A 22,410-nucleotide genomic window follows, 5' to 3' on the forward strand; every position below is an offset into this window, starting at 1 on the left:
CGGAGATGAAAATAAAGATGAAGTCCTGTGAGCATCCTCCCGCCTTATATCCTTACAGGGAGTGGAGTATTGAAGAGGAACACTACGAGGATGAATACAATCAGCGGAGCGAGAGTGTCTTCGCACTAGGCAACGGATATATCGGCATGCGCGGGAATTTCGAGGAAGGTTATCACGGCAAGGCGGGGACTTCGGTAGCCGGAAATTATCTGAACGGCTTCTTTGATTCTGAGCCGGTTGTCTATCCTGAGGGGGCCTTCGGTTACCCCTCCCGCAATCAGGCTATGCTGAATGTGAGCGATGCCCGTATCATCCGTCTCAGCATCGAAGGCCATGAATTCCGGCTGGATCAGGGGAAGCTGCACCGGTATAAGCGACGGCTGGATATGCGGAGCGGCATGCTGCACCGGGAGCTGGAATGGGAATCTCCAGCCGGGCAGCGGGTGCTGCTGGTGATCCGCCGGATGGTTGCCTTGGCGCACAAGCATCTGGCGGCTATCGAATATGCCGTGACGGCGCTGAACTTCTCCGGGACACTGAAGTTCGATTCGGCGGTAGATGGCGAGATCCGGCGGCCGGAGGCAACGGATGATCCCAGGCTGGGAGCGGGCAGTGCGTTACCCAGCCTGCTGCTTGAGGATACCGGTTATGACGAAGCGTCCGGGGACTTGTGGATGAAGCAGCGGACGCGGCATACACGCTTCGCGCTGCTGACTGCTGTCAGCCATGCGCTGCAGGCGAAGTCCGGGCGCAAGATGAGTCACCAGCTGATCGGACAGCGCATCTCCGTCTGTTATGCCGCTGCTGTCCGCAGCGGGGAGACGGTGACGCTTACCAAATATATTACGTATCACACCTCCAGAGATTACGGGGAGGAGGAGCTGCCCGGACGGAGTGCTGAAGCCTTGGCACTAGCCAAGGAGCTGGGCTTCGCCGGTCTGGCTGAGGAGCAGCAGGCTTATCTGGACGGATTCTGGGCACATGCTGATGTGGAGATTAGCGGTGATCCTGCCCTCCAGCAGGGCATCCGCTTCAATGCTTATCAGCTGCTGCAATCCGTGGGCCGGGACGGAGCAACGAATATCGGAGCCAAGGGCTTAACCGGCGAAGGCTATGAGGGGCATTATTTCTGGGACACGGAGATGTACATGCTGCCGTTCTTCACCTTCACGCAGCCGGAGATCGCCCGCGCGTTGCTGGACTTCCGGTATGCAACGCTCGGCAAGGCCAGGGAGCGGGCGGCGGTCATGTCACAGAAAGGGGCGCTGTACCCCTGGCGGACGATTGACGGCGAGGAGAACTCCGCCTACTTCCCCGCAGGTACTGCCCAGGCGCATATCAACGCCGACATTGCCTACGGCCTGAAGCAATATGTTCAGGCCACCGGTGATATGGATTTTCTGGTTAGCCGGGGGGCAGAGATACTGTTCGAGACCTCAAGGTTCTGGGCCGATCTGGGCCACTACAACCCTGCTCGTGGAGGGACCTTCTGCATCGATGCAGTAACAGGCCCGGATGAATATACAGCAATTGTGAATAACAATGCTTACACCAATCTCATGGTGCAGGATCAGCTCCAGTATGCCTATGAGACAGCACTATTGCTTCAACGGGACTATCCGGCGGATTACGAACGGCTGCGGCAGGCGATCGGGTTGACTCCTGAAGAGCCAGAGGGCTGGAGGGATGCCGCCGCAGCGATGTTCATTCCTTTTGACGAACCGCTCGGCATCTATGCCCAGGATGACACGTTCCTGAGTAAGCAAAAATGGGATTTCGAGCATACACCTGCGGACCGGTATCCGCTGCTGCTCCATTATCATCCGCTGGTCATCTACCGGCATCAGGTGCTGAAGCAGGCCGATCTGGTCATGGCGCTGTTCCTGCTCGGGGACAAGTTCAGCCTGGCGGATAAACTTCGCAACTATCATTATTATGAGCCGTTAACGACGCATGACTCCTCGCTGTCTCCTTGTATCCACAGTATTATGTCTGCGGAGATCGGCGATCTGGACGGGGCATACCGTTATTTCGGCCGCACGGTGCGGATGGACCTGGATGATATCAACCACAATGCCAAGGACGGGCTGCATATGGCAGCGATGGCCGGGTCCTGGATGTCGATTGTGAACGGCTTTGGCGGCATGCGGCTGGCTCAAGGGGAGCTGAGTTTTACCCCTGTCCTGCCGGAGCAGTGGGAGAGCTACCGCTTCAAGGTTACAGTAGGCGGTCAGCTGCTGGATATATTCGTTGAACGGGAGGCGGCAGTGTATACGCTGCTGGAGGGGACAACGCTTGAGATCAGGCATAGGGGGCAGCCGCTGCGGCTGCTTCCGCAGAAGCCGGTGAGGATTTCGCTGGCGCAGCGGCTGGAGGCTGTAATCTTCGATCTTGACGGTGTGATTACAGATTCTGCCGAGGCTCATTATCTGGCCTGGCAGGCTCTCGCAGATGAGCTGGGCGTACCCTTCGGCCGGGAGAAGAATGAACGGCTGAAGGGCGTCAGCCGGATGGAATCGCTGGAGATTATGCTGGAGGGCAGCGGCCTTGCGAACCTGCCTGAAGCCGGGAAGCTCCGGCTGGCGGAGAAGAAGAACGATCATTACCGGCAGATGATCGGCCGGATCACCCCGGCGGACCTCCTGCCGGGTATCCGGGAGCTGCTCGATTCCCTGCGCGGGCGGGGAATCGCTGTGGGGCTGGCCTCGGCCAGCCTGAATGCGCCGCTGATTCTGGAGCGCCTCGGCGCAGCCCGGTGGTTCCAGGCGGTTGCCGACCCGGCTGTACTCCGGAAGGGCAAGCCCGATCCGGAGATCTTCCTGCAGGCGGCAGAGCGGCTGGGTGTTCCGCCGGGCAACTGCATCGGCGTGGAGGATGCAGCCGCAGGCGTGGCCGCGATCCGGGCGGCGGGCATGAAGGCTGTGGGCATCGGGGCGGCCGGGCAGCTTGGCACGGCCGACCTGGTGCTGCCTTCTACGGCGGAGCTGGATGCCGGGAAGCTGCTTGAGCTGTTCGCGCGTTAGCCGCTGGCGGTAGGCGGTATCGGACAGCGGAATTGCTGTCCGTATAGTAAGGGAGCAGGCGTGTGGCCGATGTATGCGAAAAAGCGAATACAATGTGCTGGCGAGAAATAGAACGTTATTTACTCAAAAGCCGATTTTGTTCATATTACACACCATTATTATGAGATTAAACAAGCCTCTGCAGCTATGCAGAGGCTTCCTTCGGTGTACGTCCAGCATGGGCGTCATCTCTAGGGTAAGAAGCAGAGTGCCGGAGTACTATACTTGTTCAACTATCATTCGACGTTAATTCAACTCTTTCCGAAATATTTTTACTTATTTCTTCAGGATTTTTAATGCCAATGATCAACTTTGATATTTTGAACTTACCAACTTTAAAGCTATCCAAATCGAAATGAAGAGTTTCTAGCTCATTCTCAAAAAAGTGCAGTTGAAAACCACCTTTTGATCTGAATAACCCATTTCTCTTTTCTCCTAATAAAGCACCATATAGTTTAAAAGCATTTGGTATCGGTCTGCCTGTTGTTATTCCCTTGATTGAAGAGTATGGAATTTGCAACCCTTTATCTAATTTTAAAAAGGGTGAGTTTCCAAGGTCGATATTTACGTGGGTTTCCATTAGTTGAATTTTACGTTCCATATTTTGATTCCCCCATTCCATTTATTTTACAAAATATAATTACATATAATACCACAAAACCCTCTTTTCAAAAAAAGTCTAAGCTCTTCCCGTTAGCTTAACGCATGCCGCCTACTACTCCCTTCAGGGGAATATATTTGATGCTGCTAATACACTTTTGCATTATTTGGAAAACTTGGTTAAACTAAAAGATGATACGGGTTTGTGCCAATAGGACACGGAGTAGACCACTAACACAATTGAGATTAAACAAGCCTCTGCAGCTATGCAGAGGCTTGTTCTGCTACACTCATATATGCAGCGATGTATGGAGTTTTGTTCGAGGCCAACTTTCGGCAATAGATGTATTCTGTACAATTAAAAACCGTAAAAAGGCAGAATTTCTTCTTCTAAGTGTAGTCTGTACAACTAAATTTGCCCAAAAGGGCGGGAACCGGGTACGGCTGGCATTTTAGTTGTACGAAATACAGTTAAACGGGTTTTCGGCGTTAAATCAGACGATATAGTTGTACGGAATACAGTTAAGTACACTACCACTTGCATCTTAATCGGGTGCGACGAGCAAACCCTCAGTCTCCACCTACTTTAAGAGGTAGCCCTCCTCAAGTAGTAGCGCTCGCAGGTATCAGTTCCCTCAAGTATCAGCATCCTCAAGTAGTAGCGCTCGCAGGTATCAGCTCCACTCAAGTTGTTTCTCCCTCCTCCAGCTCCACAGGCAGAATGTGCGCAGCGGCCACGCTGTGGCCCTGCACCTGCTGCAGGATCAGGTCCACGGCCAGCTGGCCTATCGCTTCCATCGGCTGGCGGATGGTGGTGATCGGCAGGTCGAGCAGGCTGCGGAGCGCGATGCCGTCGTAGCCGACGATCTTCACATCCTCCGGGACACGCCGTCCTCTGGTGCGGCAGGCCTTCAGGGCATAGGCGGCGATGATATCACTGCCTGCAAAAATCCCATCCACCTCAGGATGCTCCGCGAAGAGCTGCCCGAGCAGCTGCTCGTAGGCTTCGAAGTCGAAGCTGTTGTTGTCGGTATGAAGGGTGACATACTCCATGCTGTGCTGCTTCGCCATATCCTCGAAGGCCACGCAGCGCAGATGGGATAAGATATTCAGCTTGGGATGCCCGCCGATATGGGCGAGGTGCCGGCAGCCTTTTTGGATCAGAAGAGTGGTAGCCAGCTTGCCTCCCTCATAATTATCCGAGCAGACATAAGGGATATCCGGTGAGATCTGCCGGTCAAACGTCACCAGCGGCAGATTCATCTGCCGGTAGGCTTCCACCTCCAGCGTATGGCTGCCCATAATAATGCCGTCTACCCGGCTTGCGCGCAGCATGTGGATGTATTCCTGTTCCTTCTGCTTGTCCTGCCACGAATTGCAGAGCAGCAGCTTATAGCCCTCCCGGTAGGCATGTTCTTCAATATGACTGGTCAATTCGCCGAAAAAAGGCAAAGACACATGCGGAATAATCAGTCCGATGATGTTGGATTTCGAGCGGCTAAGGGAGCGGGCCAGTTCGTTCGGCCGGTAATTCAGCTCCTCCATCGCCTGGTGCACCTTGTGCTTCAATTCCTCGCTTAAGTAACCCCTGTTGTTCAGTACCCGGGATACGGTGGTTGCCGATACGCCAGCCTTCAGCGCAACGTCTTTGATGGTCGGCATGGCCAGGCCTCCTGTCTGAGCAGTCAACTGCAGATTCATTCTAACGTGAGCGGTCGGCTCTGTCCAATATGGACGGCTGCTGTCGCTTTTTGTTGTTTCTAAAAACATCTTTTCCCCCTATAATTGTATCAAAGCAGTCCCCGTAATGAAGCCCCATGTATACATTATCCTTCTACTTGTCAGATTCCGATTATGAGATAGATGAACGGGAGTGTGCGAATGAGTGTAGATCATATTCATCTCAGGTTGTTAAGAAACTTGCTTGTGCCTCTGCTGATCTTCCTGTGTACAACAGGCCCGGCAGGAGCTGCATTCGCCGCAGCCGGGGAGCTTCCCGCCCGGAACGTGCTGGTGCTGCATTCTTATCAGAAGGGCTTCGCCTGGACCGATGACCAAAGTGCCGGAATAGAGGAACGTCTCAAGGGCACGGCAAATCCTCCCGTCATCTACACTGAATATATGGACTGGAAAAGGTACCCCACGCAGGGGAACCTCGAACATTTCTACGAAACCATCCGCTTCAAGTATCAGAACATCCATATTAATACGATCATTACAACGGACGATGCGGCGCTTAGCTTCGCGATGAAGTACCGCCATGAGCTTCTGAACGAGGCTCCGATTATTTTCAGCGGGGTCAACGAGCTGGGGGTGGACAGCCTCGCGGATAGGCGCAACATGACAGGCGTTATTGAGAAAATTGATGCTGCGCCTACCATCCACATGGCCTTGCACCTTAACCCTTCTCTGAAAAAGGTGTATGTCGTCTTCGATAATTCGGAGAGCGGGCTGTCGACCGGCCGGATGGTGATGGATCAGATCAGCTCCTTGAATCCGGGGCTGGAACTGTTCCCCATGAACCGCATGTCCATGGAACAGATCAAAGCTACCGCATCGGCATTGTCCCCGGACAGCATTGTGCTGATGACTACATATTATAGTGACTCAACCGGAAGAATTGTGGAGTTCGACAGGTTCGCAAGCGAGCTGGGCAAGAGCAGCAGTGTTCCGGTGTATCATATCTATGATTTTGGATTGAACCATGGCGCCTTCGGCGGGAGCCTGATCAGCGGCAGAATGCAGGGGCAGACGGCGGCAGATCTGGCGCTGCGTATCCTGAAGGGGGAGCGTGCCGGGGATATCCCGGTGGTGACCGACAGCAATGTACGCAAGGTATTTGATTACAATGAGCTGCAGCGCTTCCAGATATCACCGGATAAGCTGCCGAAGGGCAGCGAAGTAATCAACAAACCGTTCTCCTTCTATCAGACCTACAAGGTGCTGGTGCTAAGCATCGTGGCTGCTTTTGCGGTGCTGGTAACCTTCATTATGGTGTTGTTATTCTATGTGCAGCTGGTCAGAAGGATTAGAAGCAACCTGGAAAAAAGCAATGAACGCTTCAGCCTGGCAACCTACGGCTCGGATGCGGTAATCTGGGACGTTGATATGTCTACGATGATCTACTATTTCTCGGACAGCTGGTATGAGGTGCTCGGATATGCCCGGGATGAGCTGAATGAGAGCCGCGGCGGCTGGCGGGATATCCTCCATCCGGAGGATGCCGAGCAGGAGAACCGGCTGCGCATCCAGCACTTGGAGGGTCGTTCTTCTTACTACTACGCTGAATACCGGATGCGCAGCAAGGCAGGCGAATACAAGTGGTTTCAGGCGCGGGGCAAGGTACTGCGTAATGCGGGCGGCGGATATATCCGGTTTGCCGGGTCGATGGTGGATGTGACGGACCGCAAGGGCTATGAGAGCAAGCTGCAAACGAGCTATCAGGAGCTGGAATCGACCTATGAGGAGCTGACTGCCCTGCAGGATGAGCTGCTGGAGCAGTATAACAAGGTGGTGGAGAATCAGGCGCTGCTGCAGACCAGTGAGGAGAAATACCGGCTGCTGGCTTATAATGACGTGCTTAGCGGTCTGCCGAACCGGCTGTCGTTATCCGAGGAGCTGCAGCGGTTCATTGAAGAGCACTCCGGCGGTCATGCGGCGCTGTTCTTCCTGGATATCGATAACTTCAAGTACATTAATGATTCCATGGGCCATACCTTCGGGGATGAGCTGCTGGTGCAGGTGGGTGAACGGCTGCTTAGCCGCGCTGACGGGCGCAGTAAGCATTTCCGCTTCGGCGGCGATGAGTTTGTGATTCTGTTCAAGGATGTGGCTGAGGCGGGTGAGGTAATCCGCTATGCGGATTCCCTGGTTCAGGGCTTCAAGGAGCCGTTCCAGCTTCATGCGAGTGTGGTGCATATCTCCGCGAGCATCGGAATTGCAGGGTACCCGGAGAACGGGAAGAATGCGGAGGAGCTCCTGAAGAATGCCGACATTGCCATGTACAAGGCCAAAGAAGCAGGCAAGGGCAGCTATATGATCTACGGGCATGAGATGCAGCAGTATTTTGACGAACGGATGATTATTGAGAATCACTTAAGAAGCGCGGTATCCAATAATGAGCTGTCGCTGCATTACCAGCCGCTGGTGGATACCGGCACAGGTGAGCTCTGGGGCTTCGAGGCGCTGATCCGCTGGAACAGCCCGGTGCTAGGCTTCGTCTCCCCCTTATCCTTCATCAAAATTGCCGAGGATTGCCGCCTGATCGTCCCCATAGGTGAGTGGGTGCTGCGCGCCGCCTGCCGGTTCACTAAGGATCTGCAGAATCAGGGCTATGAGGGCTATCATATCTCAGTCAATATCTCGGTCATCCAGCTGATGCTGGATGACTTCACAGACCTGGTGCTGGGCGTGCTGGAGGATACCGGGCTTGCGCCGGAGTATCTGGAGCTGGAGATTACGGAATCGATCTTCATGGAATCCTTCGAGGCGATCAGCTCCAAGCTGGAGGCACTCAAGGAGAGAGGCATTGGCATTGCGCTGGATGACTTCGGAACGGGCTATTCCTCACTCAGCTATCTGAAGCAGCTCCCGATTACTACCCTGAAGATCGACAAGTCCTTCATCGACAGCATCGATACCCCGAACAATATGTCGCTGGCCAGCTCCATCGTCACCATCGGCCATGAAATGGGACTGAACGTTACCGCTGAAGGGGTGGAGACCCCGGAGCAGCTTGCTTTTCTGGAGCGGACCCGCTGTGATAAGATTCAGGGCTACTATATCAGCAAGCCTATTCCTGAGAAAGAGGTCGCGGGCTGGGTGGCGGGGCGGATTGCGGGCTGAGGTGAACGGTTGCGGTTCCTATAGATTGCCTGCCGAAGAGGGCAGAGTCTGGATGTAATCATGCATCCGGCTCCGGTTCAGCAGGGTGATTTCATTGCCCTTGAATTCGATCCAGCCCTGATCGCGCAGGAATCCCAGCTCCCGCGACAAGGAAGGGCGGGCGGTATTCATATGCTCGGCCCATTCCTTCCGGCTGAAGGGGAGCTTTAAGGTATCGGATTCCTGCTGCTCTCCCTGCTCCAGCAGGAAGTCTACGATACGGCGGCGCAGCGGCCCGGCGGACAGGTTCTCAATCTTCCGGTTCACGAGCACCAGCCGCTCGGACAGATTCTCGATGAAGCGGGTGAGGATATCGGTGTCGGCCGCGAATAATCTCAGCAGCTCTTGCTTGCTGATGAACATTACCTTGCAGGGGCCTGTGGCTGTGACGGTGGCGGGCACGGTGTTATTCCTGCGGAATAATACGGCTTCGCCGATGGTCTGCCCCTCCTTCAGATGCGCGATGGTCACACTGCTGCCGGTGGGATGTGTCTTCTGCACCTCGATGCGGCCGGAGAGCAGAATCCCAAGCCGGTCCGCCGGATCGCCCTCTGCCAGAATAATCGCATTCTTATGGTAGGAGCTGACAGAGTAGGCCAGCGTATGCAGCAGCTGTTCGATCTCATCTGCGGATTTTCCGCGAAACAGCAGGCAGGCTTGCAGCGAAGCGGGCTCCGGTCTCATACTTTTCCTCCTGATGATTTGTGATTGGTAACATTCGTTACCGATTGATAGACGAAAGTCTACTACAATTATTGGTAACTGTAAAGGCGAGGCACAGAGCGGTTCCATTAATGATAAGGAGTGATTCAGGTAATGAGCGAAATGTTTTGTTTCCAGTGTCAGGAGGCAGCTAAGGGGACCGGTTGTACGATTCAGGGGGTATGCGGCAAGACCAGTGAGGTAGCGAATCTGCAGGATCTTCTGGTGTATACACTCAAGGGTATTGCCATCTTCGCGCGCAGCGGGCGTGAGCTGGGGATTACCGATCCGGTGACGGAGAAATTCATTATAGAGAGCTTGTTCGCTACGATTACCAATGCCAACTTCGTGCCGGAATACTTCACGGCGAAGATCCGGGAAGGACTGGCCCTGCGGGATCTGTGGCGCAGCAGAGTGGCTGATGCCGGAGTGATGGCCTATTTGTCGGAGCATGACGCGGCGAACTGGAGTGCGGTGACCGATGAGGAGCTGATGGACAAGGCGGTAACGGTGGGTGTGCTTGCTACAGAGCATGAGGATATCCGTTCCCTGCGCGAGCTGCTGACCTACGGTCTGAAGGGAATGGCTGCTTACATGGAGCATGCTGCGGTACTGGGCTTCTATGAAGCAGGAGCACATGCTTTTATGGAAAAAGGCTTGGCAGCTGCGCTGGATAACAATCTGAGCGGCGGTGAGCTGACGGCTCTGGTGCTGGAATGCGGCAAGTTCGGCGTGGATGTGATGGCGCTGCTGGACCGGGCCAACACCGCAGCCTACGGTAATCCGGAGATTACCAAAGTCAATATTGGAGTAGGCACGAACCCCGGTATTCTGATCAGCGGTCATGACCTCAAGGACATGGAAGCGCTGCTGAAGCAGACCGAGGGAACTGGGGTGGATGTATATACGCACAGTGAGATGCTGCCGGCCCACTACTATCCGGCCTTCAAGAAATATAGCCACTTCGTAGGCAACTACGGTAATGCATGGTGGAAGCAGAATGAGGAATTTGCCAGCTTCAACGGTCCGATTCTGATGACCACGAACTGCATCGTGCCGCCGAAGGACAGCTACAAAGACAGGTTGTACACGACAGGCAACACCGGTTATCCGGGAGTTCAGCATATCGCGGCAGGCACTGACGGTGAGAAGGATTTCTCAGCTCTGATCGAGCAGGCTAAGAGCTGCAGTGCTCCGGTAGAGATTGAGACCGGAGAGATTGTCGGCGGCTTCGCCCATGCGGCTGTAATGAATGTGGCGGATCAGGTGGTTGGAGCGGTAGAGAGCGGCGCTATCAAGCAATTCTTCGTCATGGCCGGCTGCGATGGACGGATGAAGAGCCGGAATTATTACACCGACTTCGCAGCAGAGCTGCCTAGTGACACGGTGATCCTGACCGCAGGCTGTGCCAAATACAAATATAACAAGCTGGCGCTTGGTGATATCGGCGGAATTCCGCGCGTGCTTGATGCCGGCCAGTGCAATGACTCCTATTCTCTTGTGGTCATAGCGCTTAAGCTGAAGGAAGTCTTCGGTCTGGCGGATATTAATGATCTTCCGATCTCCTATAACATTGCCTGGTATGAGCAAAAAGCGGTGATCGTCCTGCTGGCGCTGCTGCATCTGGGTGTGAAGAACATTCATCTGGGCCCTACGCTTCCGGCCTTCCTGTCGCCTAATGTAGCCAAGGTTCTGGTAGATACCTTCGGTATCGGCGGTATTACTACCGTGCAGGAAGACATGGAGCGGTTCATCGCTGCGGTATAATACTAATTCAATATGAGCCAAAAAACACAAAAACGAGTCTCCGTATCTGTATACGGGGGCTCGCTTTGTGTGTGTATAGATATGAACGTCACCGTCAGTAGTAGTACTTAACAAGAATCCCGCACAAGCAGCTTGCCGCCGGACTCCAGGCGGCTGCCCTGCGACTGGGCAAGATTAATCACTGCATGCTCCTCCTGGAGCAGTTCAATCTCTTCGCCCAGCTTGAGGAGCAGCCTGGAGAAGCTGCTTAGGACACTATCCGTAATATATCCGGTGAATTGCCCCGGGTGGGTGAACACCTCAAGCATGTGCCGGAGCGGGTCTGTGCCTGAGCCGAACTCTCCGTTCATACGGCTCAGGGCAGCTTCAAGATCGCGGATCAGGCTATCGAGGTGGTTGTATTTATCCTCCAGCAGCAGCATGACCACCAGTCCGTAATTCACCGACTGCTGCCGGGACTCTACGTTCTTGGCAAGCTGGCGTGCCGCCTCGCGCAGTCCGTCCACTTCTATACGCAGCAGTCCTGCGAGGCTGTGCAGACGATGCTGCTGTACCCCGGCATATCCGGCGTACAGGCCGCTGCCGGTGACCTGGCCGCTAACATAAATACTGCCGGTCGCTATAATCGTAGATTGGCGGATATCGCCATAGACGTACACATTTCCCAGGGCTTCGATCCGTACAGATCCTTCCAGATCTCCCGGTACAATAATGTCGCCTGCGAACATAACGTCGCCCGCAGGCTCAGTCATCTCTCTGGTCAGCAGACAGACCGGAGGGAAGTCGCAGATCCGGACGCTGCCGCTTCCTCCGCAGATGCGGGGTCTGCCTGTGCGGTTGGCTACGATATTACCGCAGGGAAGGAGCTTGGCGTGATTACCGGCAGCGAAGTAGATATCCTGCGGCGGGGGAGGGGGCAGGACCCTTCCGTCTGTGCCGAGGCCGGGAATGCCTTCCTCCGGCGGCAGCTTGCGGGCGAAGACTTCACCTGCATAGGTGAAGGGGGCTCCCGGGAAACGGAGATACTCCAAGGGTTCCGCGGGCTTCTGAGCGGGGGCTTCCTGCCCCCCAAGCATTCTGTTCCCCTCCAGTGTATGCTCCGGCAGCTGGAATTCCAGCCGGGCCTCCTTGCCGGGCAGCGGGGCTCTTCCTTCAGCGATACATACGGGAAGATATGTAGGATTCGTAAGCTCCGCGTACAGGGCGGAAATGTTCAGGCTCTGCAGAATGAAACGGTTGTCCAGTGAGGAAATAATCTGTTCTATGGTGAGCGTGGACAGCAGCACCGCCGGGTTGGGCTGGGCACGGACGACCGTCTCGAAGGCGGCGGGACAGTTGACCAGATTCCAGGCGTACTTCTCTGCACGATATAAAGTGAAGTGGACCTTGAGCTTGTCAGGCGATACGGTGATTTCATACTGCGGCTTCTCGCAGATCTCCCAGGTAATATAATCTGCCTTGGTCACCTCAGTTGGCTCTGTAACGGTCTTCCAGTTGATCTTCAGGACAACAGGGTGGATCGCAGAAATACGGGCGGGAGCGCCTCCGGGGAGCGGGGGAGTAATGAATATCTGGTTGTCCTGCACGAGGATAATTCCATTCTTATCTCCAGTTGTCCCGTCAGAAGCTCGGCCCTCCACAGAGAATGAATCCAGGAGACCTTTACGTTCAAGCATCAGGGACTCTACGAATTCATATCGGCTTGGTTCGATATCCTGCTGCGGCATGGTTGTAACCTCACTTTTTCGTATGATCAATGGCAATTCGTACAGAAAAAGAACATCATCAAGCCCGGAAGTCTTATCTTCCTCCTGAACAGCTGGCTTAAGTGGTCTCTATTGGCAGCCTGGCAACCGTAAACGCGGATTCCGGCGTTCTTAGGCCCATAGCTTTGCGTCCTGCCCTTTCGGGGAGTTTGCCTTTAGAAATAGATCAATGATATACATCCTGTAGAGGCGATGAATTGTGATCGACTGCAATCGACAAAAAGAATCATAAATAGTTCTTATGCGTCATTAACTTCTGCAAACAAGCTTAATTCTAGTACTTAAAGAGCTATTTTTCAACTATATTATGCCTATTTATCAAAAAACTCGAAATATGCAGCTCTATTTCGACAAAAAAACTGGTTTCCCAGCGCTTACAGCTTATGGAAGGGGAATAGGAGAGGGATTGTGGGTATTCAACGGTTGGGACATCCTGGGCTTAGCAAAACCCGGAGTGTTCCTTTTTAATAAGCAGTATTGTGAGTGAATATGTTATGTATGTGTTAGTTATGTAAATTAACACAAACATTCAATGCATTATTTCGTAATAAAACCGAAGACATCCCAAATTCATTATAATATAATCTAACTCATACCAAGGAAACGCGAATTGATGTTAACAAATATAACGTTAATAGAGATGACGGCATCAGGAGAGGAGCATAAACCATGCAAATTGCAGCAACACCTTACATCTGGCCTTATGACGGGGCGTTGGACCCGGCGAAGACAGCGCTGATGATTATCGACATGCAGACGGATTTTTGCGGCAAGGGCGGTTACGTCGAGAGAATGGGCTATGACCTCTCATTAACAGCGCGGGCGATTCAGCCCATTCAGCGCCTGCTGGCCCGTATCCGGGACATCGAAGGGTTCACCGTGATTCATACCCGCGAGGGGCATAAGCCGGATCTGTCGGATCTGCCGGCGAACAAGCGGTGGCGAAGCCGCCAGATCGGGGCTGAGATCGGCTCCGATGGACCGGCGGGACGAATCCTCGTACGGGGGGAACGCGGCTGGCAGATCATCGAGGAGCTGGCGCCTATTGCCGGAGAGTACATTATAGACAAGCCGGGCAAAGGCAGCTTTTATGCAACGGACCTGGACCTGATCTTGAAGAATAAAGGAATTACCCATCTGATTCTGACTGGTATTACTACGGATGTCTGTGTACACACCACGATGCGGGAGGCCAATGACCGGGGGTACGAGTGTCTGATTCTTGCTGATTGTACAGGAGCGACGGATGAAGCGAATCACCTGGCGGCACTGAGTATGGTTCAAATGCAGGGCGGGGTGTTCGGCAGTGTAAGTGATTCACAAGCGGTGCTGAAGGCGCTGGAGCAATACTAAATCATTCATAAACGGGGGAATTACCATGTGGAACAAGTCCAGAACGAAAGCGCTGATGCTGTTAACCTCGCTAATGCTGCTCCTGACCGCCTGCGGTAACCATACGGAAGCCGGGAAGGCCGAAGGACAAGGAGCGGAAGGCTCGGGCGAGCTGAAAAAGGTGGTGCTCCGGCTGAAATGGATTCACCAGGCGCAATTTGCCGGCTTTTATACCGCAGTGGAAAAAGGCTTCTATAAAGAAGCGGGGCTGGATGTTGAGATCCGCCCGGGAGGCTCGGATTTCCCGGCTGTGCAGATGGTAGCTTCCGGCAGTGAGGAGTTCGGGGTTACCGGTGCCGATCAGGTCGTCATTGCCAGAGAAAAGGGCGTCCCGGTCAAAGCGTTGTCCGCAATCTACCGCAAAACCCCGTTCGTCATGTTCGCACTCAAAGAGTCGGGGATCAAGACAATGGAGGATCTTACCGGGCAAAAGGTGGGCATCAAGCTGGGCGGCAACGAAGAGCTAACCTTCCGTGCCATGGAGAAAAGCGCAGGCATTGACCCTTCGCAAATCGAAGAGATGCCGGTCAAATATGATCTGAGTCCGCTGTTAACCGGTCAGGTCAAGGCTTGGCCCGGATATGTCATTAATGAAGTGCTGGCTGTAGAGGAGCAGGGCAAGGAAGTGAATATTATCGATCCAAACGACTATGGCATCAATTTCTATGCCGATACCTTGTTCACCACGGAGTCTGTTATTAAGAAGGACCCGGAGATGGTCGCAAGCTTCGTGCAGGCCTCTATGCAGGGCTGGGATTATGCGGTCAAGCATCCGGAGGAGGCGGCAGAATTCGGTCTTAAGTATGGCGAGAAGCTGGATTTGAAGCATGAGGTCAATATGATGAAGGCCAGCATTCCGCTGCTTGATCCGGAGAAGCTCCCGCTGGGCTCGATGGACGAGGCATCTTGGGAGACACTGCAGAAGAATCTGGTCGAGCTGGGCTTTGTGAAAAAGGAACAGGACATAGGCGGATTGTTCACCAACGAGTTTTTGAAATAAGGAGGGGCCTGATAATGACAACAGCGATCAAAGAACAGCTGGAGGCTGCCGCCGTGCAGCATCCCGGTACCCGGGAAACGATGCTCTCCCTGCGCAATTGCTCTCTGTCCTTCGGCAACGTGCCTGTGCTTAATCAGGTCAGCCTTGACGTATACCGCAATGAGTTCATTTCAATTCTTGGACCAAGCGGCTGCGGGAAATCTACAACACTCCGGCTAATGCTGCGATTGTTAAGTCCGGAGGCCGGTGGAGAGGTGGCGTATGCCTCCCCGGATCTGTCCCTGGGCATGGTCTTCCAGAAGCCGGTCCTGATGCCGTGGCTTAGTGCGCTACAGAATGTAATGCTGCCGCTTGAGCTGGGCGAGAAGAAGAAATTCAGCAAGGCCGAGGCACGCGAAAAAGCAGAAAGTGCCCTGTGTCTGGTCGGCCTCCAGGATTATCTGAACCACTTCCCGCATCAGCTCAGCGGAGGGATGCAGCAGCGGGCAGCGATTGCCCGGGCTCTGGCAGCCGATCCGACAGTGCTGCTGATGGATGAACCGTTCGGCGCGTTGGATGAGCTGACGCGTGAGAAGCTGAATTTCGAGCTGCTGCGGCTATGGGAGAGCCCGGAGACCAGTCTCAGCAGCATTGTGATGGTTACCCATTCGATCCATGAATCCGCGCTGCTGTCAGACCGGGTTGTGATGATGTCTCCCCGGCCTGCCGGTGTGACGGATATTATTCCGGTGACGCTGCCCTCCCCGCGTGAAGCGGGCATGGAAGAGCTGCCGGAATTCCACCGGATTGTCAAGGAACTGAGAAAGCGGGTGAAGCATCTATGACGGTCAAAATCAAAGACACCCTTTACCCGGTCACGTTTGCGCTCGGCTTCCTGCTGCTGTGGGAGCTGGCTGTACGTCTCCTGTCGGTTCCTATGTATCTGCTGCCTGCACCTACGCAGGTAGTCTCGGCCATTAATGGCTCGCTCTGGTCGCATACGCTGGTTACGCTGGGCGAAGCCCTGACCGGCTTCATTCTTGCCAATATCCTCGGACTGGCTACCGCTGTGATTTTTGTTCATTCCAAGCCGATCGAGAAGGGGATGTTCCCGCTGGCCATCGCTCTTAAGACTACACCGCTGGTGGCGCTGGCCCCGCTGCTGGTGGTTTGGCTGGGGACCGGATATACCTCGAAGGTCATCGCTTCGATGCTGATCTGCTTTTTCCCGATTCTGGTGAACAGTGTTAAGGGGCTTAAGGCGATTGAATACGAAGCCTGGGAGCTGTTCTCCACCTACAAAGGGACGAAGAGTGAAATCTTCTGGAAGCTGCGCCTGCCGACGAGTCTGCCTTATATCTTCTCTGCCCTGAAAATCTCCACCTCACTCGCCATAGTTGGTGCCATAGTCGGCGAATTTGTAGGAGCGAATAAGGGACTGGGTTATGTAGTACTGGTCTCTTCCTATCATATGGATACGCCGGTGATGTTCTCGGCTATTATTGCTTCAGCGCTGTGCGGCCTGCTGCTGTTCTGGTGTATCGGGCTGCTGGAGAAACGGGTTATTTTCTGGACAAGGAGCGATGATCTATGATGAACTGCTCGGTTATCAGAATCCCTGCAGGCGCGCCGCATGATATGTCGGGCCTTGAGGCAGCGGTGGAAGCAGGCCTGTTCCGGCCGGAGGAAGTGGTTGCGGTACTGGGGAAGACGGAGGGCAACGGCTGTGTGAATGATTTTACGCGGGGGTATGCGGTTATGGCCCTCAAGGGATTCTTTGCTGAAGCGGCAAAAGGAGGAGCTGCCGGCATCTCTTATGTGATGTCCGGCGGTACGGAAGGGGTGCTCAGCCCGCACTTCACGGTTATCAGCCGCAGCGGACGGGGGGAGCCGGGGGTGGCCGCTGATGGCCTGAAGTCGCTCGCCATTGGTGTGGCAAGAACCCGGAGCTTCCGGCCGGAGGAGCTGGGACGGCTCCCTCAGGTAGATGCCGTTGCAGATGCCGTGGCCCGTGCGGTTATGGATGCGGGCATCACCTCACCGGATGATGTGCATTTTGTGCAGATCAAGTGTCCGCTGCTTACCGCTGAACAGATCTATGAGGCGCACAGCCGTGAGGTATCGCTCATCACAGAGGATACTTATAAATCGATGGGCTATTCCAGAGGAGCTTCTGCACTGGGTGCCGGGGTAGCGCTGGGTGAGGTGGACCATGCGGCCTTACAGGAAGGCGATATCTGCACCGATTGGACTCAATTCAGCGCAGTAGCCTCCACTTCAGCGGGCAGTGAGCTGTCCTGCTGTGAGGTCATTGTATTCGGGAATTCACTGTCTGCGGACGGCCCGTACCACATTGACCATGCCCTGATGCAGGATGCTGTGGATGGCGCTGCGCTTCAGGGCCTGCTGGACCGGTATCCCGGTGAAGAGCTGGTGCAGGTGCTGGCCAAGGCGGAAGCCGATCCCGATGGCGTCATCCGCGGACGCCGCCATATCATGCTGGATGATTCCGATATCAATCATACCCGCCATGCGCGGGCTGTAGTCGGCGGTGTGCTGGCCTATGTCGGCGGCGACCCGATGATCTACGTCTCCGGCGGAGGCGAGCATCAGGGACCGAAGGGCGGAGGGCCGGTGGCGGCTGTGTTCCGCCGGAGGTAGCAGAGCTATATAGATTGAACCGGAAATTTAAGTTGAAGGAAAAATTTTATCCATCATGGGGGATTCGAATATGCATACACAGGAAACGAAAGTGCTGACCGCAGCAGATATGACATGGGAGCTTATGCCGAATCACATAGAGCTGTATCACCGGGAGATTGTCTCGGCAAAGGAGGCGGACCGCCTGGGCATCCGCATGAGCTCGATTCTGTGGGAGAAGCTGGGGATCGGCGGTCAGGTGCTGCCGCATTATCATGATGTAGTCGAAATCATTCATATTACCGTAGGAGAGGTCAAGCTGCTATGTGACGGAGAGTGGTACAGCTACCGGGCCGGGGATACGTTCCACGTGCCTGCGGGCGTCGTTCATTCTGTCAGGAATACAGGGGATGCTCCTTCGGAGCAGATCAGTATCTTTGTGCCGGCGGAGGCGGAGGTGCCAACTAACAGCTTCTTCGGCACTACACTAATCGAGGATATCTATTCTTCCAAGCTATAGTAAAGGCGGCGGAGCTATGGGCAGCAATGTAATTACCGGTTTGACCTGCAGCGATATTCTGCTGATTCCCGACCTCAAGGAAGGGGCCCTGCTGGCCGGAGCCGGCGGCCTTGGGCGTTATATTAACCGGGTCAATGTCATGGAGGTTCCCGATGTCATTGACTGGGTCCGTCCGGGAGAGTTCCTGATTACGAGCGGCTTCCCCTTTCATAACCGGCCGGAGCTGCTCGCAGAGATTATTCCGCAGCTGAACCAGAAGGGAGTGTCCGCGCTCGGGATCAAAACCAAGCGTTATATCGATGAGATTCCGCCGCGCGCGCTGGAGCTGGCGGATCAGCTGGGCTTCCCGATCTTCGAGCTGCCCGTCTCCACCTCCTTCTCCGATGTGGTCCGCGACATTATGGAGCGGGTGCTGGTGCAGGAGGCACGGGAGCTCTCGCAGCTGCAGAGCCGGTTCCAGAAGCTGTCGAAGCAGCTTCTCCATGGCGACGGGATTGAGGATTTCCTGCTGACCCTGGACGGGATGCTGCATAATCCGGTCGTCCTGCTGGACGATACCGATCAGCTTTTCTGTTCTCCGCAGGCGGATGCGCTACAGCTGGAGGAGCAGCTTCCGGCCTGGATACAGCTTCGCCAGGAAGGCAGTCTCGGTATCACGTTCCTCACAGTAGGAGAACGGCGTATCCGCGCTTATGTCTCGGCCGTCAATGACAAGGGGGCAGACCAGTGTCTGCTGGTGCTGCTGGAGTGGAACAGCGAGCTGTCGGTGGTGGATCAGTTAACGATTGACCGGGTCGGAGTGCTGGTCGGGCTGGAGATGATCAATGCCGGAGCCCGCCGTGAGGTGGAGCTGAAGTATGTGGACCAGTTCCTGCAGGACTGGATTAGCGGCCGGATTGCGGCTGCCGAGGATCTGAAGCTGCGCGGCGCGGCCTGCGGCTGTCCGCTGCCGGAGCGCCCGCTGCGTGCGGTAACCGCCGGCTGGCTGGAGGATAAGCCGGAGCTTAAGCAGCTGCAGCAGGTAGTGAAGCGGGTGCGTGCCCGGGCAGACCTCCAGCATGTGAAGCTCACCATCCTTGAAGGGGAACTGGTCCTGACTGTGCCGGAGCAGCCGGAGCTTCCGCTGGAGGAGACGCTGGGGCGTCTGCTGGCCGAGATGAACCGGGTGTTTGTCAGCGGGAGCTGCGCCTTCTGTATTGGCGATCTTGCGGACGGTCTCGATCAGGTGCGGTTCAGCTATGAATCCTCCCGCAAAATCGCCCGTATCCGCCAAATCAGCGGCTACAGCGGGTCTTATGTCGATTACCGGAAGCTTGGTGTCTTCCGGCTGCTGTACCATCTGCCCGAGCTGGAGGAAATCACGGAATACAGGGATCAGTATATTGCTCCGCTGCTGGAGTACGACCGCAAGCATAACGCTTCGCTGCTCCAGACGCTCCAGCTGTATTTCAAGTGCAACCGCAACGTGAAGCGGACCTCCGGGGAGCTGTTCACTCATTATAATACGGTCACCTACCGGATCGACCGGGCCTGTGAGCTGCTGGGACTAAGCCAGGATGACGGTGACGATATGCTGGAGCTGCAGCTTGCGCTGAAGCTGTATGAGATGAGCAAGGGCCGCAGGTCCGGCACCGATATGCAGAGAAGGAGATGAAGCCTGATGACAGCAACAACAGAATGGCCCGCCAAGCTGACTGCCGGTTGGCTGCGGGGGCAGTATTTGAACGGCACGCTGGACCCGGAGCGGGTCATCCGGGAGATCATCCGCCGCGCTGAGCGGGACAAGGACATGAACCTCTGGATTGAAGCGCCCGCGGAGGCGCAGATCGCTCCCTACCTGGCAGCGCTCAAAGAGCTGAATCCGCAGGAGCATCCCTTATGGGGCATTCCGTTTGCGGTGAAGGATAATATTGATGTGAAGGGCCTGCCCACTACGGCGGCATGTCCTGAATTCGCTTATCAGCCGGACACGGATGCAGCGGTGGTGGCGAGATTGGTGGCTGCGGGTGCGATCCCTGTCGGCAAAAGCAATCTGGACCAGTTCGCCACCGGACTCGTCGGTGTGCGCAGCCCTTACGGCGAGACGCACAATGCCCTGCGTCCGGAATACATCAGCGGCGGCTCGAGCGCCGGTTCGGCGGTTGCCGTAGCCCGGGGCCAGGCGGTGTTCAGCCTGGGCACCGATACCGCCGGCTCGGGCCGCGTGCCGGCTGCACTGAACGGGCTGGTCGGCTACAAGCCCAGCCTGGGCGCCTGGCCGGTGCGCGGTGTAGTGCCGGCGTGTGCCAGCCTGGATTGTGTCACCGTGTTCGCGCACAATCTGGAGGATGCGCTCGCGGTGGACCGCGCAGCACGCGGCTTCGATGCATCCGATCCTTGGTCGCGTTCCGTGAAGCGGGGGGCTGCCGCTCTGCCCGGGAAGCTGCTGCTGCCGGAAGCGCCGCTGGACTTCTATGGCCCCCATGCGGACGAATACCGCCGGGCCTGGGAACGGGCCGAAGCGGTGGTGCAGGCGCTGGGGCTGCCGGTTGAACGGGTGGACTGTACGCTGTTCTCTGAAGCGGCAGCCATCCTGTATGATGGCCCCTGGGTAGCTGAGCGCTGGGCGGATCTGGCCGGTTTCGTGGAGCGTCACCGTGAAGCTGTGCTGCCGGTGACAGAGTCGATCCTCTCTTCCGGGGCAGCGGAGCGCCACACCGCTTCAAGCCTGTTCCAGGCCATGCACCGCTTGCAGCAGTATAAGCGCGAGACGGAGCTGCTGCTGCGGGATGCGGTGCTGGTGCTGCCGACCTGCGGCGGAACCTGGACCCGGGAGCAGGTGGCCGCGAACCCGGTAGGGGCCAACTCCGATATGGGCCGCTACACCAATCACTGCAACCTGCTAGACCTGTCGGCGGTGGCAATTCCCGCCGGGGAAGCGGCGGAGAACCTGCCGTTCGGCATTACGCTGTTCGCGCTGGCGGACAGCGAGCATCTGCTGGCCGGAGCCGGAGCGCGGTTTCTGGCGCAGGGGAATTCAGCGGGTCGGGAGGCTGATGGTGGTGAGATTGCGGGGAGTTCTGCCGGGACCGGGGCTCAGCTTTTGGCAGAGCGCCAATCGCTAGAGTTGGAAGAGGAGTTAGGTGCTAGTGCTGCGGGTAGTGATGCAGGTGGTACTGCTGGGGCTAACGTTGGAAATGGTGCTAGTGCTGAAGCAGGAGCAGGAGCAGGAGCAGGAGCTGTTGCTGGAGCTGTTGCTGGAGCTGCTACTGATGCCGATCTGCCAGTGTCCGGCATGGTTACACTTGCGGTCTGCGGGCTGCATATGCGCGGCTTCCCGCTGGAGAAGCAGATGCTGGAGCATGGTGCCCGCTTCTGGCAGGAAGCGCGGACCGCTGCCTGTTACGAGTTGGTCAAGCTCCCTACCGTGCCGGCGAAGCCTGGCCTGCTGAGACAGGCGGCAGGGGGAAGCGCAATCGAGCTGGAGCTGTGGCAGATGCCTGTGGAATCGCTGGGCGCATTCGCGACGCTTATCCCGGCTCCGCTGGGCCTGGGACGGGTAGCGCTTGCCGATGGCCGCGAAGTGACGGGCTTCATCTGCGAGGGCTATGCCGCCCCCGGAGCCGAGAATGTTACAGCCTACGGGGGCTGGAGATATCTTCCGGCTGAATAATATACCGCTTTCGGCGTTCAGCCCGAAGTGCGGCAATATACCAAGGTGATAATTGCTGATATTTGTGTACCCTTTCGCGCCATCGTTACACTTATAGTAATTAGTTGGATTTTGTCCACTTGCTGCTGAATGATTACCGCCTATGGGAACAGCAGATGGATAAACAGCACTTATTTTACCCGTTTTAAAAGGATACCATAGAATTCGGCGGATTAGATGTACTTTATCCAACTGCTTCAGTCCAATCGGTTGATTCGGCTGATTTAAGTGTCATTTTTCCAACTGTACTTTACGTGCTGACGCCTGTGTATGCCACAGGCTACTCAAGTGAACCAAGCTAACCAAGCTAACCAAGCCACCATACCATCCACGCCATCCGCGCGCACTATCCTACCAGCAAGGTAACTCAACTGCAACGCTCTGCATCAAGACGGTAAATGTTCCGG

15 protein-coding genes and 1 riboswitch are annotated in these 22,410 nt (G+C 55.6%); of the genes, 11 read left to right on the forward strand and 4 right to left on the reverse strand.

What is annotated here, in order from left to right; all coding sequences use genetic code 11:
• The first annotated feature begins 17 nt into the window (after positions 1-17).
• On the forward strand, positions 18-3,023 hold the full coding sequence (pgmB, locus tag MKX63_RS06200) for a beta-phosphoglucomutase (protein WP_341015959.1): 3,006 nt from the start codon (positions 18-20) through the stop codon (positions 3,021-3,023).
• 268 nt (positions 3,024-3,291) lie between these two features.
• On the opposite strand, the gene MKX63_RS06205 is transcribed toward pgmB, so the two are convergent.
• Positions 3,292-3,663: a hypothetical protein gene (locus MKX63_RS06205; protein WP_341015960.1), complete on the reverse strand. Its 372-nt coding sequence runs from the start codon at positions 3,661-3,663 to the stop codon at positions 3,292-3,294.
• 683 nt (positions 3,664-4,346) lie between these two features.
• On the reverse strand, positions 4,347-5,324 hold the full coding sequence (locus MKX63_RS06210) for a LacI family DNA-binding transcriptional regulator (RefSeq protein ID WP_341015961.1): 978 nt from the start codon (positions 5,322-5,324) through the stop codon (positions 4,347-4,349).
• 219 nt (positions 5,325-5,543) lie between these two features.
• Between MKX63_RS06210 and MKX63_RS06215 the strand changes: the two genes are divergently transcribed.
• Entirely contained in the window at positions 5,544-8,507 is a 2,964-nt protein-coding gene (locus MKX63_RS06215) for an ABC transporter substrate binding protein (RefSeq protein WP_341015963.1), read from the forward strand.
• 18 nt (positions 8,508-8,525) lie between these two features.
• Here MKX63_RS06215 and MKX63_RS06220 read toward each other — a convergent pair whose 3' ends face one another.
• Complete coding sequence (locus MKX63_RS06220) at positions 8,526-9,230, reverse strand: Crp/Fnr family transcriptional regulator (protein ID WP_341015964.1); 705 nt, start codon at positions 9,228-9,230, stop codon at positions 8,526-8,528.
• Between the two features lie 132 nt (positions 9,231-9,362).
• Here MKX63_RS06220 and hcp point away from each other — a divergent pair, with 132 nt between their 5' ends.
• On the forward strand, positions 9,363-11,015 hold the full coding sequence (gene hcp, locus MKX63_RS06225) for a hydroxylamine reductase (RefSeq protein ID WP_341015965.1): 1,653 nt from the start codon (positions 9,363-9,365) through the stop codon (positions 11,013-11,015).
• A gap of 107 nt (positions 11,016-11,122) precedes the next feature.
• Here the strand turns inward: hcp and MKX63_RS06230 are convergent, their stop codons facing one another.
• The gene (locus tag MKX63_RS06230; protein ID WP_341015966.1) at positions 11,123-12,772 is read right to left on the reverse strand and encodes a flagellar assembly protein A; all 1,650 of its coding nucleotides are present in this window, start codon (positions 12,770-12,772) and stop codon (positions 11,123-11,125) included.
• Positions 12,773-12,852: 80 nt separating this feature from the next.
• Positions 12,853-12,945: riboswitch (cyclic di-GMP riboswitch) on the reverse strand.
• A gap of 505 nt (positions 12,946-13,450) precedes the next feature.
• On the opposite strand from MKX63_RS06230, the gene biuH reads away from it, so the two are divergent.
• The 8 genes from biuH to MKX63_RS06270 all read left to right on the forward strand — a co-directional run bounded on the left by biuH (position 13,451) and on the right by MKX63_RS06270 (position 21,964).
• A complete protein-coding gene (biuH, locus tag MKX63_RS06235; RefSeq protein ID WP_341015967.1) occupies positions 13,451-14,134 on the forward strand; it encodes a biuret amidohydrolase in 684 nt (227 codons plus the stop codon).
• Positions 14,135-14,159: 25 nt separating this feature from the next.
• The gene (locus MKX63_RS06240; protein ID WP_341015968.1) at positions 14,160-15,173 is read left to right on the forward strand and encodes an ABC transporter substrate-binding protein; all 1,014 of its coding nucleotides are present in this window, start codon (positions 14,160-14,162) and stop codon (positions 15,171-15,173) included.
• A 14-nt stretch (positions 15,174-15,187) separates the two neighbouring features.
• Positions 15,188-15,997 carry an ABC transporter ATP-binding protein gene (locus tag MKX63_RS06245; RefSeq protein WP_341015970.1) on the forward strand — a complete coding sequence of 270 codons (810 nt, stop codon included), beginning with the start codon at positions 15,188-15,190 and terminating at the stop codon, positions 15,995-15,997.
• Complete coding sequence (locus MKX63_RS06250; protein ID WP_036728133.1) at positions 15,994-16,746, forward strand: ABC transporter permease; 753 nt, start codon at positions 15,994-15,996, stop codon at positions 16,744-16,746. Before MKX63_RS06245 ends, MKX63_RS06250 begins: the two co-directional genes overlap by 4 nt.
• Positions 16,743-17,813, forward strand: a complete 1,071-nt coding sequence (locus tag MKX63_RS06255) for a ring-opening amidohydrolase (RefSeq protein WP_341015971.1) — start codon at positions 16,743-16,745, stop codon at positions 17,811-17,813. Before MKX63_RS06250 ends, MKX63_RS06255 begins: the two co-directional genes overlap by 4 nt.
• A 70-nt stretch (positions 17,814-17,883) precedes the next feature.
• Positions 17,884-18,312, forward strand: a complete 429-nt coding sequence (locus tag MKX63_RS06260; RefSeq protein ID WP_341015973.1) for a cupin domain-containing protein — start codon at positions 17,884-17,886, stop codon at positions 18,310-18,312.
• A gap of 16 nt (positions 18,313-18,328) precedes the next feature.
• Positions 18,329-19,966, forward strand: a complete 1,638-nt coding sequence (locus MKX63_RS06265; RefSeq protein ID WP_341015975.1) for a PucR family transcriptional regulator — start codon at positions 18,329-18,331, stop codon at positions 19,964-19,966.
• Positions 19,967-19,972: 6 nt separating this feature from the next.
• Positions 19,973-21,964 carry an allophanate hydrolase gene (locus MKX63_RS06270; RefSeq protein ID WP_341015976.1) on the forward strand — a complete coding sequence of 664 codons (1,992 nt, stop codon included), beginning with the start codon at positions 19,973-19,975 and terminating at the stop codon, positions 21,962-21,964.
• The last annotated feature ends 446 nt before the right edge of the window (positions 21,965-22,410 follow it).

This window comes from Paenibacillus sp. FSL R7-0179 (assembly GCF_038002265.1).
GTDB lineage: Bacteria > Bacillota > Bacilli > Paenibacillales > Paenibacillaceae > Paenibacillus_AQ.

Coding starts and splice junctions, on each gene's coding strand:
- pgmB (WP_341015959.1), top strand. CDS start 18: ATGAAGTCCTGTGAGCATCCTCCCGCCTTATATCCTTACAGGGAGTGG.
- MKX63_RS06205 (WP_341015960.1), bottom strand. CDS start 3,663: ATGGAACGTAAAATTCAACTAATGGAAACCCACGTAAATATCGACCTT.
- MKX63_RS06210 (WP_341015961.1), bottom strand. CDS start 5,324: ATGCCGACCATCAAAGACGTTGCGCTGAAGGCTGGCGTATCGGCAACC.
- MKX63_RS06215 (WP_341015963.1), top strand. CDS start 5,544: ATGAGTGTAGATCATATTCATCTCAGGTTGTTAAGAAACTTGCTTGTG.
- MKX63_RS06220 (WP_341015964.1), bottom strand. CDS start 9,230: ATGAGACCGGAGCCCGCTTCGCTGCAAGCCTGCCTGCTGTTTCGCGGA.
- hcp (WP_341015965.1), top strand. CDS start 9,363: ATGAGCGAAATGTTTTGTTTCCAGTGTCAGGAGGCAGCTAAGGGGACC.
- biuH (WP_341015967.1), top strand. CDS start 13,451: ATGCAAATTGCAGCAACACCTTACATCTGGCCTTATGACGGGGCGTTG.
- MKX63_RS06240 (WP_341015968.1), top strand. CDS start 14,160: ATGTGGAACAAGTCCAGAACGAAAGCGCTGATGCTGTTAACCTCGCTA.
- MKX63_RS06245 (WP_341015970.1), top strand. CDS start 15,188: ATGACAACAGCGATCAAAGAACAGCTGGAGGCTGCCGCCGTGCAGCAT.
- MKX63_RS06250 (WP_036728133.1), top strand. CDS start 15,994: ATGACGGTCAAAATCAAAGACACCCTTTACCCGGTCACGTTTGCGCTC.
- MKX63_RS06255 (WP_341015971.1), top strand. CDS start 16,743: ATGATGAACTGCTCGGTTATCAGAATCCCTGCAGGCGCGCCGCATGAT.
- MKX63_RS06260 (WP_341015973.1), top strand. CDS start 17,884: ATGCATACACAGGAAACGAAAGTGCTGACCGCAGCAGATATGACATGG.
- MKX63_RS06265 (WP_341015975.1), top strand. CDS start 18,329: ATGGGCAGCAATGTAATTACCGGTTTGACCTGCAGCGATATTCTGCTG.
- MKX63_RS06270 (WP_341015976.1), top strand. CDS start 19,973: ATGACAGCAACAACAGAATGGCCCGCCAAGCTGACTGCCGGTTGGCTG.